The sequence below is a fragment of the Pseudomonas sp. AF03-9 genome, assembly GCF_020515815.1.
Taxonomy (GTDB): Bacteria; Pseudomonadota; Gammaproteobacteria; order Pseudomonadales; family Pseudomonadaceae; genus Aquipseudomonas.
Genome location: NZ_JAHPJF010000016.1, coordinates 156,536 through 172,220, shown reverse-complemented (window position 1 = coordinate 172,220; position 15,685 = coordinate 156,536). Strand labels below are relative to the sequence as shown.

The 15,685-nt window shown below is 61.1% G+C and carries 13 protein-coding genes, 1 tRNA gene and 1 pseudogene; 7 read left to right on the top strand and 8 right to left on the bottom strand.

What is annotated here, in order from left to right; all coding sequences use genetic code 11:
- Positions 1-144: 144 nt before the first annotated feature.
- From LIY36_RS20750 to LIY36_RS20725, 6 genes are all read right to left on the bottom strand, one after another.
- Positions 145-1,098 carry a D-2-hydroxyacid dehydrogenase family protein gene (locus LIY36_RS20750; protein WP_226456919.1) on the bottom strand — a complete coding sequence of 318 codons (954 nt, stop codon included), beginning with the start codon at positions 1,096-1,098 and terminating at the stop codon, positions 145-147.
- Between the two features lie 66 nt (positions 1,099-1,164).
- On the bottom strand, positions 1,165-1,596 hold the full coding sequence (locus LIY36_RS20745; RefSeq protein WP_192300447.1) for a YqaA family protein: 432 nt from the start codon (positions 1,594-1,596) through the stop codon (positions 1,165-1,167).
- Positions 1,593-2,039, bottom strand: a complete 447-nt coding sequence (locus LIY36_RS20740; protein ID WP_226456917.1) for a DUF411 domain-containing protein — start codon at positions 2,037-2,039, stop codon at positions 1,593-1,595. The genes LIY36_RS20745 and LIY36_RS20740 overlap by 4 nt, the downstream gene beginning before the upstream one ends.
- 80 nt (positions 2,040-2,119) lie before the next feature.
- A complete protein-coding gene (locus LIY36_RS20735) occupies positions 2,120-2,578 on the bottom strand; it encodes an SRPBCC family protein (protein ID WP_226456916.1) in 459 nt (152 codons plus the stop codon).
- 90 nt (positions 2,579-2,668) lie between these two features.
- Complete coding sequence (locus LIY36_RS20730; RefSeq protein WP_226456914.1) at positions 2,669-4,663, bottom strand: methyl-accepting chemotaxis protein; 1,995 nt, start codon at positions 4,661-4,663, stop codon at positions 2,669-2,671.
- Between the two features lie 136 nt (positions 4,664-4,799).
- Positions 4,800-5,795, bottom strand: coding sequence for an aldo/keto reductase (locus LIY36_RS20725; RefSeq protein WP_226456913.1), 996 nt, complete (start codon positions 5,793-5,795; stop codon positions 4,800-4,802).
- A 120-nt stretch (positions 5,796-5,915) separates the two neighbouring features.
- Here LIY36_RS20725 and LIY36_RS20720 point away from each other — a divergent pair, with 120 nt between their 5' ends.
- The gene (locus tag LIY36_RS20720; protein ID WP_226456912.1) at positions 5,916-6,827 is read left to right on the top strand and encodes a LysR family transcriptional regulator; all 912 of its coding nucleotides are present in this window, start codon (positions 5,916-5,918) and stop codon (positions 6,825-6,827) included.
- Between the two features lie 18 nt (positions 6,828-6,845).
- Here LIY36_RS20720 and LIY36_RS20715 read toward each other — a convergent pair whose 3' ends face one another.
- Positions 6,846-10,343 carry a membrane-targeted effector domain-containing toxin gene (locus LIY36_RS20715; protein WP_226456911.1) on the bottom strand — a complete coding sequence of 1,166 codons (3,498 nt, stop codon included), beginning with the start codon at positions 10,341-10,343 and terminating at the stop codon, positions 6,846-6,848.
- A gap of 345 nt (positions 10,344-10,688) precedes the next feature.
- Between LIY36_RS20715 and LIY36_RS20710 the strand changes: the two genes are divergently transcribed.
- A complete protein-coding gene (locus tag LIY36_RS20710) occupies positions 10,689-10,883 on the top strand; it encodes a hypothetical protein (protein ID WP_192300440.1) in 195 nt (64 codons plus the stop codon).
- A gap of 1 nt (position 10,884) precedes the next feature.
- On the opposite strand, the gene LIY36_RS20705 is transcribed toward LIY36_RS20710, so the two are convergent.
- Entirely contained in the window at positions 10,885-11,265 is a 381-nt protein-coding gene (locus LIY36_RS20705; protein ID WP_192300439.1) for a fe2+ zn2+ uptake regulation protein, read from the bottom strand.
- 237 nt (positions 11,266-11,502) lie between these two features.
- On the opposite strand from LIY36_RS20705, the gene pvdQ reads away from it, so the two are divergent.
- The 5 genes and pseudogenes from pvdQ to LIY36_RS20680 form a co-directional block, all read left to right on the top strand.
- Complete coding sequence (gene pvdQ, locus LIY36_RS20700) at positions 11,503-13,791, top strand: bifunctional acylase PvdQ (protein WP_226456910.1); 2,289 nt, start codon at positions 11,503-11,505, stop codon at positions 13,789-13,791.
- 212 nt (positions 13,792-14,003) lie between these two features.
- A tRNA-Cys gene (locus LIY36_RS20695) sits at positions 14,004-14,077 on the top strand.
- A 218-nt stretch (positions 14,078-14,295) separates the two neighbouring features.
- Positions 14,296-14,475 carry a hypothetical protein gene (locus LIY36_RS20690; RefSeq protein ID WP_192300437.1) on the top strand — a complete coding sequence of 60 codons (180 nt, stop codon included), beginning with the start codon at positions 14,296-14,298 and terminating at the stop codon, positions 14,473-14,475.
- A gap of 151 nt (positions 14,476-14,626) precedes the next feature.
- Complete coding sequence (locus tag LIY36_RS20685) at positions 14,627-15,235, top strand: LysE family translocator (protein ID WP_192300436.1); 609 nt, start codon at positions 14,627-14,629, stop codon at positions 15,233-15,235.
- Positions 15,236-15,539: 304 nt separating this feature from the next.
- Positions 15,540-15,650, top strand: a pseudogene (locus tag LIY36_RS20680) (signal peptidase I); the annotation flags it as partial.
- Between the last annotated feature and the right edge of the window lie 35 nt (positions 15,651-15,685).

Here is a 15,685-nt window from a genome sequence, read left to right as displayed (position 1 = left end):
TGTTTGTAGTGAGCGGGCTTGCCCCGCGCTGGGGGGCAAACCGCCCCAAAATGGCCCGCCGCGGTGTATCAGGAAGACCGCAGTGTGCGGATTTGGGGCGGCTTCGCCCCCCAGCGCGGGGCAAGCCCGCTCACTACAAGTGCGTCAGGCGAGCCCGCGAATGGGCGTGCCGTTGGCCCACGCGAGGATGTTTTCGATCATCTGCTGATAGAACTGGCGGTAATTCTGCTCGCTCACATAACCCACGTGCGGAGTAGCCAATACATTGGGCAGGCGCCGGAACGCGTGGTCGTGCGGCAAGGGTTCCTCGGCGAACACATCCAGTGCCGCCCCGGCCAGACGCCCGCTTTCCAGCGCTTGCACCAGCGCGGTCTCATCCACGATCGGCCCGCGGGCAGTGTTCACCAGGCGCGCAGACGGTTTCATCCAGCCCAGCGCCTCGGCATCCACCAGGCCTCGGCTGCGCTCGCTGAGCACCAAGTGCACGCTGAGAATGTCGGACTGTTCGAACAGCGCCTGCTTGCTGACCCACGTCACCCCCGACTCGGCCGCGCGCTCCGGCGTGAGGTTTTCACTCCAGGCGATCACGCGCATGCCGAACACCTGGGCGAACTGGGCGACCTTTTGACCGATGCTGCCGAGCCCGAGAATCCCCAGGGTCTTGCCATGCAGGTCGCCCCCCAGGCCAACCTGCCAGCCCCCGGCGCGCAGCGAGTTGGCTTCGGCCAGCAGGTTGCGGGTAGACGCCATGATCAATGCCCAGGTCAATTCCGGTGCTGCCTGTTTATAGCTGTCAGTACCACACACCTGAATCCCCAGTGCCTTGGCGGCGGGAATGTCGATGGCCGCGTTGCGCATGCCGCCGGTCACCAGCAGCTTGAGCCTGGGCAAGCCCTGGAGCAGGGCCTTGTCGAAGGTCGAGCGTTCGCGCATCACGCAAATGACCTCGAAGCCCTGCAAGCGCTGGATCATGGTGGCGGTGTCCGCCGGGTAATCGTGCAGGAAGTGCACCTGGCCGACGCTTGCAAGCGGCGACCAGTCCACCACGCCACTGGCCACGTTCTGCCAATCATCAATCACTGCGATCTGTACCGACATCAACGAGTGCCCCGAAAAAGGTTGGATTAAACGGCGTTTAATGTTGGCGAGAAATTAAACAGGGATTCACACCCAGTGCAAGGTCAGCGCGGCGAGCACGGCGTAGCGCAGGCTTTTGGCCACGGTCACCCACAGCAAGAAACGCCACAGGGGCTCGCGCATCACGCCGGCGACCAGGGTCAGCGGGTCCCCGATGACCGGCAGCCAACTGAGCAGCAGCGTCCAATGCCCCCAGCGCTGGTAATGCCGCCGGGCCTTGTCCAGTTGCCGGTCATTGACCGGAAACCAGCGTCGCCCCTTGAAGTGCTCCACCCAGCGCCCCAGCCACCAGTTCACCACTGAACCGAGCACGTTGCCGAGGGTGGCGACGCCCAGCAGCAGCCACAGGCTGTAATGCCCACTGAGCAGCAGGCCGACCAGCACCGCTTCCGATTGCAGGGGTAATAAGGTCGCGGCGCCAAACGCCGCGACGAACAGTCCCAGGTAACCCGCGATCATTGCGCCGGGTATTCAGCCACCACGACGTCCTTGCCATCACGGGTCAGACCGATCACTTCAAAGGCTTCGCTGCGACCCTCGACTTCCATGCCAGGCGAGCCCATGGGCATACCCGGTGCGGCGACGCCGAGCAGGTCGTCGCGTGTGCGCAAAGCCAGTACCTGCTCGGCGGGCACGTGGCCTTCGACGAACTTGCCGTCGATCACGGCGGTGTGGCACGAACCCAGGCGTGGGGCGACGCCGAGGCGTTGCTTGACCGCGCTCATGTCGGTTTCCACATGGTCATTGACCTTGAAACCGTTGCTTTCCAGGTGGCTGATCCACTTCTTGCAGCAGCCGCAATTGGCGTCGCGGTGCACGTCGATAGGGATCAGGTCGGCCGCCTGGGCCAGGGTGGTGGTGAACAGGGCCGAAAGCAGGGCCACGCGCAATGGGGTCTTCATGGGTTGTCATCCGGTTCCGAGCAGTAAGCCCGGCATTTTCCCTGCTTTTTGCAAGGGTACGCGGCGATAATGTTTCTAAATTATACAGAGGGTGGGTTTTCCAGTCGTTGCTTGAGCTGGTCCAGGGCAACGGACGACAGCTCGATCATGCGTTCATGCAGGCTGGCCAGCTGCAACTCGGTCTCGTAGATCAGCACACGCTTGAACAGCGTGCCATCGTGGTGGGCCTGCAAGAAATAGTGAATCGAGCCGTCGACGGCCAGGGAGGTAAACACGGTCTTGAATTCGTCGGGGCGTCGGGCGATCTGCACGCGATAGCTCATAGGGACGCGGATGCCCAACAGGTCGATGAATTCGGTGAAGCGGGCGCCGACGGGGAGGGAACCGCAGGTGCCGGTCTCGGCGCCGAGGGAAGTGGGGTGCCATTCGTGCCAGCGGTCCGGTTGGGTCACGTAGTCGTAGACGGCCTCGGTCGGGGCCTGGATAAAGCGTTCCTGACTGATCCGCTCCAACCGGACCGACTGCTCGACAGCGCGCATGACACACCTCCTGTGTGGCGTGGCTAAACACCTTGAGCTGTCAGAATAGTCCGACTCCCGCGCTTTGCACGGGAGACCTTGGCGAGTTGATCAACGGACTTTGAAGCGACTCATCAGTGCAATAACCCGGCCATTGGCGTCGAGCAGGCTTTGGGTATTGGCTTCGGTGGCGTGACCACTTTGCACCAACTCTTCGACCATATGACGAATGTGCACCATGCTTCGGTTGATCTCCTCGGTCACTGCGCTTTGCTGCTCGGCGGCCGTGGCGATCTGGGTGCTGAGGTTGTTGATGTGGCTGACCGAGCCCGCCATTTCGTCCAGGCCGGTGTTCACCCGCGCCGTGGCGTCGGCGGCCGACTGGCAACTGGCCTGGGTGTTTTCCATGGCCGCGACGGACGTGCTGACCCCCGTGGTCAGGCGCACCAGCATCTCGTTGATCTGCGACGTGCTGGCCTGGGTCCGTGCCGCCAGTGCGCGCACTTCGTCGGCGACCACCGCGAACCCACGGCCTTGCTCGCCAGCCCGCGCCGCCTCGATGGCGGCGTTGAGCGCCAACAGGTTGGTCTGGCCGGCAATCGCGCCGATCACACCCAGGGTCTCGGTGATACGCGCGGCGTCCTGGCGCATGTTTTCCACGCTCTGGGTGGCACTGGAAACTTCGCCGATCAACGCGCTGACACTGTTGGACGCCTCACCCACCACCACACGGGAACGGTCGGCGTGTTCGTTGGCACGCTGGGTAAAGGCCGCGGTTTCGGCGGCGTTTTGCGCGACGGTGTCGGCGGTGGAACTCATTTCGGTGATGGCGGTGACGGTCTGGTCGGTCTCCGAGGCATGTCGCAGCAGGATCTGGTTGGTCTGCACCGAGGTCTGTTGCAATTGCTCCAGGCCCGAGGACATGGCGCCCGTGGCCTGGGTGACTTCGCCGATCATGTTTTGCAGGTAGACGATAAACCGGTTGACCGAGTGGCCGATGGCGCCCAGTTCGTCTTCGGCGCGGATGGTGATGCGTCGGGTCAGGTCGGCGTCGCCGGCAGACAATGCATCGATATTGCTTTTCAGCGTGGTCATGCGCTGCACCAATTGGCGGATCGCGTACACCGCGAGCAGCACCAGCAGCAACACCATAGGGATTTGCAGCAGGGCCAGGGTGCCCAGTACATCATCGCGCTGGGCAGTGATCAGCGAGGTGGGCAGGGCGGTGGCGAGGAACCACGGGGTGCCTTCAATCGGGCGCATGTAAAAGGTGCTGGCGACGCCGCCGTTGTCGAACTCACTGCGCTGCAAGGCTTGGTTGCGCTGAGCCAGGGCTTTGCTGACCTGGGCGGCGAAGGCCGACGTGCCAGTCAGCTCGCTGATGTTTTTCAACACCACCGGGCCGCTGATGCGCGAGCTGTTGCTGATGATCTTGCCGTCGCCTTCAACGATCAGCATTTGCCCACCGATGTCTTTTTCCTTGCTGGCGACCAACTCATTGAAGAAGCCCAGGGTCACATCGATGGTCGCCACGCCATAGGCGGCACCGTCGCGCTGGATCGCCATGGCACAGTTGGTGCGTGGCTCCTGGCTGGCATCATCCTTGTAGGCCGCCGCCCAGGCGCACTGGCCGCGAGGTGAAGCGAGCCCGCCTTTGTACCAGCTCTGGTCGTAGTAATTGGGCGCCGGGTCGCTGTTCCAGAAGGTATTGACCGTCAGCTTGCCCGAAGCATCACGGTGCCAGAACGTACTGTGTTTGTTGCGCCCGGGGGTGCGCTGGTTGGGGAGCGGCCAAATGCCACCACCGAAGACTTTCAGCTCGCCGTACTGGTCGACCAGGCCAGGCAGGACCTTGTCGATGGCATCGCTGTCGAGCAGGGGAATGGTTTGGGTGATGCTGCGTTGTTGGGCCTGAACCTTGTTCAGCTCGCCCTGGATCTGTTCGGCGACTTCGCTGATGCGGTTGAGCACCACTTGTTCTTCGGTATGGCGCAGCGTGGGTGCGACCAGTTGGCCGATGCCGACGATGGTCAACACAAACAGCACCAGGACGAACAGCACCAGAAACACGGTATAGCGGGCTTGGATAGAGCGCAGTGGGGGCATGGGATCGTCCTTACGAAGCGTTTGTTATTCACGCGGCTTTATTAGAGCTTCGTCGGGCTATCGGCTTGGCGATCCAGAGCTTTAGGTACGTTCGTACAAGAAAGTTGGAGCGCCGCTTCTGGGCGCTCCGGGGTGTTCAGATGTTCAGCATCGCCATCACCGTTTCGGGATAACGCAGGCCGACTGTGGCATCGGCCGCAAACACCGCCTCCAGCGCCGCCAATTCACTCGGGCTGAGGCGCACCGACAGCGCCGCGACGTTCTCTTCCAGGTACTTGCGTCGCTTGGTCCCCGGGATGGGGATGATGTAGTCGCCCTGCGCCAACACCCAGGCCAGCGCCAACTGCCCGGCGCTGACCCCCTTGTCCCGCGCCAGGGCCTGCACCTGTGTCACCAGTTGCAGGTTCTTCGCGAAATTCTCGCCTTGGAAGCGCGGGCTTTGGCGGCGATAGTCGTCGGCGTCGAAATCGTCCGGGCTTTGCAGTGCGCCGGTGAGAAAGCCGCGGCCCAACGGGCTGTAGGGCACAAACGCAACGCCCAGGCGCTGGCAGGCGGCGAGGCAGCCGTTGTCTTCCTGGTCGCGGCTCCACAGCGAATATTCGCTTTGCAGGGCGCTGATGGGGTGGACCTTGTGCGCCCGCTCCAGGGTGGCCGCCGACGCTTCGCTCAGGCCCAGGTAACGCACCTTGCCTTGCTTGACCAGTTCAGCCATGGCCCCGACGGTTTCTTCGATGGCCACTTCGGGGTCGATGCGGTGTTGGTAGTAGAGGTCGAGGGTCTCCACGCCGAGGCGGCGCAAGGTGCCATCGATGGCGTTGCGGATGTACTCGGGGCGCCCGTCGACACCGCGCAGCGTCGGGTTGGCCGGGTCACGCACGATGCCGAACTTGCTGGCCAGGAACACCTGGTCGCGCTTGCCGACGATGGCTTTGCCGATCAGCGCTTCGTTGGTGTGCGGGCCGTACATGTCGGCGGTGTCGAGGAAGTTCACCCCCAGCTCCAGGGCGCGATGCAGGGTCGCGGTGGCCTCTGTAGTGTCGGTGCCGGGGGTGTAGAAATCGGTCATGCCCATGCAGCCGAGGCCGATGGCAGAGACGTGGGGGCCGTTTTTACCGAGTTGACGTGTGTGCATGTGTTAAACGCCTGGGGTGGGAAGGGCTCCATTGTTATCCTCGACAGAATTGGGATAAACCGGCTAAAACAGTTATCACTATTCGGATTATCTAAATAATCCTCAGCGAGGGGCCCAGGTTTGGACCGTTTTAATGCAATGCGCGTGTTTACCCGGATTGTCGAACTGGGCGGCTTCGCCAAGGCCGCAGACAGCCTGCAAATGCCGCGCGCTTCGGTGACGGTGCTGATCAAGCAATTGGAGGCGTATCTGGGGGTGCAACTGTTGCAACGCACCACGCGCCAGGTCAGCCCCACGCTGGACGGCGCTGCGTATTACCAGCGTTGCGTGCGTTTGCTGGCCGACCTGGAGGAGACCGAGGCGGTATTTTCCACCCGTCGGCAAGACCCACGCGGCACCTTGAACGTGGACATGCCGTCGGGCATTGGGCGCTGCATCGTGATTCCCGCGTTGCCGACGTTCACGGCGCGCTACCCGCGTATCGAACTGGAAATCGGCCTGAATGATCGCCCGGTGGATCTGATCCGTGAAGGTGTGGACTGTGTGCTGCGCGGTGGCCCGGCGCTGGATGAGTCGCTGGTGGCGCGGCCCTTGGCGATGCTCGAGCAGGTAACCCTGGCCAGCCCCGCTTATCTGGCGCGCATGGGCGTGCCCGAGTGCGTTGAAGACCTGATGCATCACCAGATGGTCGAGTACGTATCGAGCACCACTGGCAAGCGCTATGGCCTGGAATTTGAAGTGGGGACCGAGTTGCGCCCGATCAATCTGGCCAAGAGCGTCTCGGTTAACAGCGCCGACGGTTACTTTGCGGCATGTGAGGCCGGGTATGGCTTGATCCAGGCCCCGCATTACCATGCCCTGCGCCAATTGGCCGAGGGGCGGCTGGTCGAGGTGTTACCCCGGTTGACGGTACCCGCAATGGCACTGACGGCGCTGTATCCGCCGCACCGCCAGCTGTCGCTGCGGGTACGCGTGTTTGTGGATTGGCTGGTGGAGCTATGCGCCACTCCAGGCCTTGGACTGAGGCGATGACTCCGGCGCCGCTGGCGGCTACACGAATATGCGCAAGTCGCCTGGATAGTCCTTGTGGCCCAACGGCTTGCTCGGGTCAGGGGCTGGAACCTTCGCGGCGTAGCCCATGCTTGGCATGGGTTTGACGTTATTGAACACGCCGATCGCCGTACTGCCCGTCATTTCGGCCAGCCCCGGCACCGCTTCGGATGTCTTCATGTGCGACATGCCTACCAGGGCCACCCATTTTTCGCCGTTGGACGTGGCTTCGATGGTTTTGGTCGCGTAATAGTTGAACTCTCGAAGCCGTTGTTCAGAGCCGAAGCCGGTCTGGGTGGGGCCGTAAAGTGCCTTAACATCCTTGTGCCGGGTGAGGTAATAGTGGTCGAGTGGCACGATCTCGATGCCGTTGGCCTCCAACTTGGCCTTGAGTTCCTTGAAGCTTGGCGATGTACGCGGCTTGCCTGTGCGTCCGAGCATGCTGATACCGTCATCCTGAAGGCCGTCGGGAAAATTCGGCCGAGACAGCAGCCCTTCCATATACACGCGCTTGACGCCCTCTTTTTTCAACGTTTGCGCATTATCGAACAGCGTCTTGAAGCTGGCCATTTCGTGATGCAGTTCGCCCAGTACCACGCCGTTCGAGGTCTTGAGTGCTTGCGAGAGCAGCTCAGCCGGCGGTATCGGCTTGGTGACCATTGGAATAGGCGGGCGCGGGGGCATGTTGGTGCCGATCTTGGCGTAATGGTCAAACAGCTCCTCGACGAACTTTTTCATCGTTTCGAACTTGGTATCGGGCTTGAAGTGATCAGGTTCCAGCTTGCCTTTCATGGCGGTGGCGTATTCCCCGACAGGTAACGGCTTCCTGGCACGCGGCGGGCGTTGGCTGAAGCTGTACGGCGTGACGCGGTGTTTGCGCGATGGGGGAGAGGCGACGGGCGACGGCGCCAGTGTGTACGAGGGCTGGAAGTCCTGGATCGGCCCGCCGTAGGGTTGGTTTTTTACTGGGTCATAGGCGTACCAGTTGTCGTTGCGGTGAATCGCGACGGTTTCAATGGTTCGGTCGGCCGACTTGAACGTGCCGATTGAGGCCGCGCCATGGGCCTGGCTGGCCTTGATCAAATCGTAACTGCCGTTTGCGCCTTTGAGTGTGCTCATGGTTTTTTCGGCCAATGCTCCGGTGGCATTGCCCAGCGCTTGCGCGCCCTTGAACAACTGCTTGCCGCTTTTACCGGTTATTCGTGCGGCACCTATCAGCAGGTCGCCCATGCCATCCAGCGGGTTGAGGGCGCCGATGGCCGCGGCCCCGATCACCTTCGCGCCCTTGATATATTTCGTACCGGCAGACACGGCGGCGGACCCCAACTTGCCTAACTTGCCCACAGTGCCCGCACCGGCGGTCAAGAAACTGAAGAGGTCCAGGCCCAGATCCAATGCGCCGTCGGCGATATTGCCCTGGGAAAAGTTGACGATCGCGGACCTGAACGGGATCAGGTTCAGAAAGAACTCGCGCGCGTTGTCTTGTGCCTGTAGTTGCCGCTCGTGGGGGGTTGTGCCCATCGCTTCCTGTTTGATTGCGGGGTTGTCGTAGTCAAGGTGCTCGACAAAGGCATTGGCGATGAGGTGGCTGCGGGCGCTGGAAAAACTGTCAGGCAGTGCAGGTCCTGTCGAGGGGCGTTCAGCTTGCGCGACGTCACCGCCGGCTTTGGGTTTGAACTCGGTTTGCCGGATTCGCCGGTTGCCGTCTTGCCACGTCACCTCTTTCAAGTCGATGTAGTTGTCTTTGCGCGTGATCTTGAGGTTCTGGATGTCCAACTGGTAAATCGAGCGTTGGCCCTCTTGCTCGACCTTGAAACTCAGCACCAGGTTTTTGGCTGTCACCTTGTTGCCGTCGTAGGTGGACTCGTGGAAAAACCTGATGTTTCCCGTCTCCAGTCGCTTGCGGTCTTCCAGTGGCAGTTGTGAAATCAGGTGGCGTACCGTGGTGGCAATCGCACTTTTGCGCGTGTCGATGGCCTTGGTGAACTCGCTGTCGAACGCCTGGAACGAACTGCGTGCCGGGCTATTGTTGAACTTTTCGAGCGGGATGCGCTTATCGGAGGTCTTCCATTTGCCCAGGGGGCTTTGCCCCATAGCCACATCGAGCATTGAAAAATACAGGCCTACGGGCCGCCGGTTGGGGTCATAAAGTGGCTGTGGGCCATGCTTGTATGCTTCGTCCAGTTGCAGGAGCGGTTTTTCAAACAGTGCCGGGTCCATTTCGGGAAACGCTTGCTTCAGCTTTGCCAGCGCGACCCCTTTGCGCGTGGGGAGGTCGGTATTGATTGACTCACTGGCGGCCAGGCGCTGGTTTTGCTGGTCATCGAAGGCGGCCCTGACCCTCTCCAGTTGCTGCGGGGTGTAAACGCCATCGACTGATTTTTGCAACACGCCGCTGACTATTCCCCACTCGATCAAGTTCGCTTGCAGCGCATGCTCGGGGGCGGGCCCGGGAATTTGATCGGCGCGCTGCATGACCTGCGCGTAGGTCATCTTTGCCGACGCGCCAAGCGCTTCTTGCTCCACCTTTGCCACCGCCATGCAGAACGTGGCGTGGGCTTGGCTGCCGTATACGATCTGATCGGGGATGTCCTTGACCAGAAATGCCGGCGCAACGCGGCTGAGCAACAGGTGTGCGGCCAACGGTGCCGTGGCAGGGGTGGCTTTGCCGGTGGCAACGAGGTGGTTTTTCAGGCCTTCAAGCACGCTCGAGACCGGCTTGCCCCAGTGTTGCTCTTGTGCCCAGTCGAAACCGGCCACGCGGGTCCTGTCGGGCTGGCGGACAGACTCGCGATCGAGCCCCAGTTGGATAGCGCTCAGCACGTATTCGGACAGGCTGTCAGGGGTGGCAATACCCCCCAACTTTGTCTGGATCGCGAGGCCCAGCGCCTCGGCCCTTGGTGACTTGAGCAGTTTTTCGATCGCGTTGTGCGGGTCCTGCAGCTCCTGGCTGGAGAGCGGCGTCTGCTCCAGCAAGTAATCCAGCGCCCCTTTGCGTCGGTCGGCCAGGGGCAGGCCCGCAAGCCCGGCGCTGTTGCGGTCTATCGTGTCGCTGATCGCCTGTTGTTGGGCGGCATCCAGCGGCACGGGCCAGGACAGGCCGCCGCCGGCATTGCCTACCAAGGGGGCCAGCGCTTTTTGATCCAAACTGTCTCGCAGGGCAATGGCCTGCGCCAGACTGGTCGGGAGTTGGAAGCCCAGGCGGGTGATGACTTGCGCCACGCTGGGGTTGGAAAGCGGTTTGTCGGGATAGGACGAGTCGGGGGCAATCGGCATCGTCCAATTGTGCAACGCACTGGATATGGTTTGCGCGGAGGTTGAATCGGTCCACAGCAGCGCAATACCACGGATGTGGTTGGCCAGTTGGCGCAGGTTCTCCTGGTCGGCGGCTGCGATTTTAAAGCCTTCTGCGGGCGGAATGTGGGTCGGTGTATCGGCGTGGCGGACGGGAGACTGTGCACGGTTCGGTTGGTGGGCTGACGCTGCGGCGTTCGTCATAACACCCGGACTGTACGGAGAGAGGGGAAAGAGGATCATGTGGATGACTCAATGGCGTAGTGCCCAAACATCCGTGGGATTGGAGTGTGTAGCTTCTTTCCGTGATGGGCTCTAGCTAGGTGAGTGCAGGAGGGAGGACGGTTCCGCGCAAACGGTCAGAAGGCGTTTCGAATGTTTGATGCGGGGGCGCAGGCTGAAGGGCTCTCAGGTGCATCAATCAGGCAGCCGATATGCCAAAGCCTGTCATCGCCTGTAACATGGTGTCCTGCTAACTGCGGCCTATGCCCGCGAGTGGGCATGTGTGGTGATACACCGCGGATACATTCTCAAGATTCAGGAACTGTCATGACTCAAAAGCAACGCTTGAAATATTCGATTCTGATTTCCCTGGTGGTGCTGGGGACGATGTTTGGCCTGTCCTACTTGCAGAACACTGGGGTGATCAGCGAGAAGACGTTCCAGTACATCGCGATCGGCGTGGCCGTCACCGTGGTGGTGATCAACGGCATCATGCGCCGCAAGGTCAAGCCCAACTTCTGAGTCAGGCGCGGCCTTCGAGTACTTTGGCAGCCTCTTCATGGAGGCTGTAGCTCTTGTCCGCATTGAGGGTGATCACGCCCTCGCTGCATAGGCGCTTGAGCACTTCACGCACGCTGAGAAAAGACAGCGGAATGCCCAACTCCAGCAAATGGCTGTGCACGCCGCGTACCCCGAGGGTGCGCTGGTTGTCGGCAGCGGTGAGCAGGGCGTCGATGACCTTCAGCCGGATCAGGCTGGTACGCAGGCCAAAATATTTGAGCAAGTGGCGGATACGCTGGTTGCCGTGCTGTTCGGGCGCCTTGCCGAACGCTTGGCCGCCGCGGCCGAACGAGGCATCGGCGGCGGGTGAATGTCCATCCGTGGGCAGTTGCGAGTTGTACATGCAATAAAACTCCTTATCAGAGCCTGATCAGGAAAATGAGCGCTCTTGGTTAATAAGACGTACGAGCGACAGAAATCATGAAGTTCCAGATGTAGAAATTTTGTCGGTATCGCTTTTGTCACACTACGGCCTTCTTCGATAAACCTCGTTGTCGCCTAAATTGTCACGGGTTTTTTGCGTCCTTACGGTGGGGTAACTACCCCTTGCGAGGGTGTTCAATTTGACTGTGGAGTCGGCGTGATTATGTCCAACGGGTTGTCCAGGGTATGTGTGGCAGGGGTGTTGCTGGGGTTGAGCCTGGCGGCATCGGCACGGGAGGCGGTGACGCCGGCGTCGGCAGAGATCCGGCGTACCGGGTACGGCGTGCCCCATATCCGTGCCAATGATGAACGTGGCCTGGGCTACGGCATCGGTTATGCGTATGCCCAGGACAACCTGTGCCTGCTGGCCAACGAAGTGGTCACGGTGAACGGCGAGCGGTCACGCTTCTTCGGCCCGGACCAGGCGACGCTGGAGGAACGCAACAACCTGGCCAGCGATGTGTTTTTCACCTGGCTGAACACGCCAGAGGCCGTCGCGGCCTTCTGGAACGCACAAACCCCGCAGATCCGGCAGCGGGTCGAGGGGTACGTGGCGGGCTACAACCGTTATCTGAAAGAGCACGGTGCGCCGGCCCAGTGCCAGGCGGCGTGGGTGCGGGCGATCACCGCGCAAGACGTGGTGAAGCTCACCCGGCGTTTGCTGGTCGAAGGTGGGGTGGGGCAGTTTGCCGAAGCGTTGGCGGGTGCCACGCCGCCTGCCGTGACCGCCGGGATTCAGACCCGTGCCCTGGGCTTTGAGCGGGTCGCCGCCAATCAACAACGCTTTGCCCTGGACCGTGGCAGCAACGCGGTAGCGGTCGGCCGTGACCGTTCGTTCAATGGCCGCGGCATGTTGTTGGCCAACCCGCACTTTCCGTGGGTGGGTGGCATGCGTTTTTATGAGATGCACCTGACCATCCCCGGACAACTGGACGTGATGGGCGCAGCATTGCCCGGCCTGCCGTTGATCAATATCGGTTTCAACCAGCACCTGGCCTGGACCCATACGGTCGACACGTCCAAGCACTTCACCCTGTATCGCCTGACCCTGGACCCCAAGGATTCGACGCGCTATTTGCTGGATGGCAAATCGGTCGCGCTGGATAAAACGACGGTAACCGTGCAGGCCAGGCAGGCCGATGGCAGCCTTAAGGCCGTGTCCCAGACGCTTTACAGTTCCCAGTTCGGCCCGGTGGTGCAATGGCCCGGCAAGCTTGATTGGGACCAGCACCACGCCTTTAGCCTGCGTGATGCCAACCTCGGCAATGATCGCGTGCTGCAACAGTGGTACGCGATGAACCGCGCCGCCAATCTCAAGGAACTGCAAACCTCGGTGCATACCCTGCAGGGTATCCCGTGGGTCAACACGGTGGCGGCGGACGACCAGGGTCAGAGCCTGTACATGAACCTGTCGGTAGTACCCAACGTCAGCCAGGCCAAGCTCGCCCAATGCAGCGATCCGCGTGCCGGCCTGCAACTGATCGTGCTCGACGGTGCCCACAGCGCCTGCGCCTGGGACATCGACCCGCGTGCAGCCCAGGCCGGGATCTTCGCCGCCGATCAACTGCCGCAACTGGAACGCAGCGACTATGTGCAGCACTCCAATGACTCGGCCTGGCTGGCCAACCCCAAGGCGCCGTTGAGCGGCTTTTCGCCAGTGATCAGCCAGGACCACATCGGCCTCGGCCCGCGTGCGCGTTTCGCCGTGCAACGCCTGCAATCGCTGGAGAGCAAGCCCATCGGCGTCGCTGACCTGCAACATATGGTGATGGACAATGAGGTGTACCTGGCCGGCCAGGTGATGCCCGACCTGATGGCATTTTGCGCCAAACACCTGGGCGCCGATGCCGTGGCCTTGCAGCCGCTGTGCACCAGCTTGAAAAACTGGGACCAGCACGCCAACCTCGACAGCGGCGTGGGCCTGGTGCACTTCATCAACCTGATGGAACACCTGCAGCAGATCCCCGACGCCTGGCGCGTCGCCTTTGACCCGACGCAGCCGTTGACCACGCCCCGCGGCGTGGCCATCGAGCGTGCACCCGTCGCCACGGCGCTGCGCGAAGCGATGCTGGCGTCCACCGCCGACGTGGCCAAGCTCGGTTTGACGGCCAACAGCCGCTGGGGCGATGTGCAAGTCAGCGGGCAGACCCCGATCCACGGCGGCCCCCAGGTGCTGGGCATCTACAACGCCATGCAAACCGTGCCGCGCGCCGATGGCAAACGGGAAGTGGTCAGTGGCAGCAGCTACCTGCAAATCGTCACCTTCGACGACACCGGCCCCCATGCCCAGGGCTTGCTCGCGTTCTCCCTGTCCAGCGACCCTGCATCCACGTACGCCAAGGACCAGACCCAGGCTTTCTCGCAGAAAAAACTCAGCCCGCTGCCGTTCACCGACGCTCAGATCAAGGCCGACCCGCAGTACCGGCAACAACTGATCCAGGAGTAGGGCAGGCGCGCAACCCCTTGATAGCGCTGCGAAATATTTTTGAAATCAAGGGGTTGCACGCTTTGGTAAATACGTACATAATGGCGCCCATCGAACGCAACGAAGCATTAAAAACTTCAATGTATTCAATGAGTTAGAGTAGAGGCAGGCTTCATTAGCCCACTCAAGTTTGCATGCGGTGAGTGCCAGTGTTCAGGGCATTGATCGTTTGAGGCCGAGTAGCAAAATGGTTATGCAGTGGATTGCAAATCCACCTACGCCGGTTCGATTCCGACCTCGGCCTCCACTCTTGAAAACCCCGTAGATTAGCGTCTACGGGGTTTTTTATTGCCTTGGATAAAGCTCTATCGCCGCAACATAGCCACCCCCGAACAGGGAGCCCTGAACCACCTGTATTCATTCAAATACAAACCCTACCAACGCGTTACACGATAGCCGTGACGCCCTCGACTTGCGGTTGTCATAACACTCGCGAAACAAATATTGCCAAGTGAGAGTGTTGTCATGAAGTTGAATTACCTGACCAAGGCCGCCGTCGTGGTCGCCTTGTTGTCCACGTTATCGGGTTGCTGGATGTTCATGCCACCACCAGGTGGTGGTGGTGGTGGTGGTGGTGGTGGTGGGCACGGTCAAGGTGGTGGGCATGGTGGCCCAGGTTTTGGGGGTGGTGGTGGTCCGCGTTAAGTAGCCAGTCAAGGGAGCAAGCTGTCATGGCTTGCTCCCTTTTTCATGTGACCAAAGTGTATTCCCCGATCCACCCCCAGCTGTACGGGGCGGTCGGCGCTGCAAACCTCTACTGTCACAGGCCTGTCACCCCGCGCCTGGATGCTCTGTCATGTTCATGTCTACCAGCCTGCTGTCAGCCTTTGTGCTGTTCGCCTTTGTGTCTTCGATTACACCCGGCCCCAACAACACCATGTTGTTGGCGTCGGGGGTGAACTTCGGCTTTCGTCGCTCGATGCCCCATGCGCTGGGGATCAGTATTGGCTTCATGTTGCTGGTGATCGCGGTCGGCCTGGGGCTGGGGGAAGTGTTCAAGGTGTTGCCGTGGGCGTACACGTTGCTGCGCTATGTGGGCGCGGCGTACCTGTTGTACCTGGCGTGGAAGATTGCGACGTCCGGCGGCATGTCCGAAAGCAATGACGAGCACGGCAAGCCTATGACTTTTCTCGGCGCCGCGGCGTTTCAGTGGGTCAATCCCAAGGCGTGGATCATGGCGCTGGGCGCGATCACCACCTACACGCCAGCGGAGGGCTATGTCACCAACGTGCTGGTGATTGCCCTGGTGTTTGCCGTGGTCAACCTGCCCAGTGTGTGCGTCTGGGTCGTCTGCGGCAGCGGGCTGCGCAATGTGTTGCGCGAGCCGCGCCTGTTGCGGGTGTTCAACGGGTCAATGGCCGGGCTGCTGGTGCTGTCGTTGTACCCGATGCTGTTTGCCAGCTGAGCGCATTAGACCGGCGATATAGTCGCCAACAGGCCGATGCCGATGGTCAGCACTAAAAAGCCGAACAGGAAAATTGCCATCTTGGTCATAAGGCCTCCGAAGGGAAGGGGGCGTCAGGAAGAGTCCTGCCGTGCTCGACAAGGGTGTCGGGAGTGGCGCCATTGTCTCTTCGCAGGCGCTTTCGATACAGAGGCAGATAGCAAAGAAAAAACCGTATCAGATGCACTTGCGAGCGCTCGGCCTCGGGTTTTGCGGGCAGGCGGTTTTCTCAAGATCAGGCATAAACCGGCTGTTTAAATCGTTGTATGTACCGCGCCGATTGCTGATCGGCCGCGCGCAGCCTATCCTGGCGTCCGCGCAGATCCTGGATCACTGGATGCCACGATTTCGCCGTTTTGGTGCGCCAATCCTCTAAGATGGCGCCCACTGCATCAACAATAAAAGTGGGCT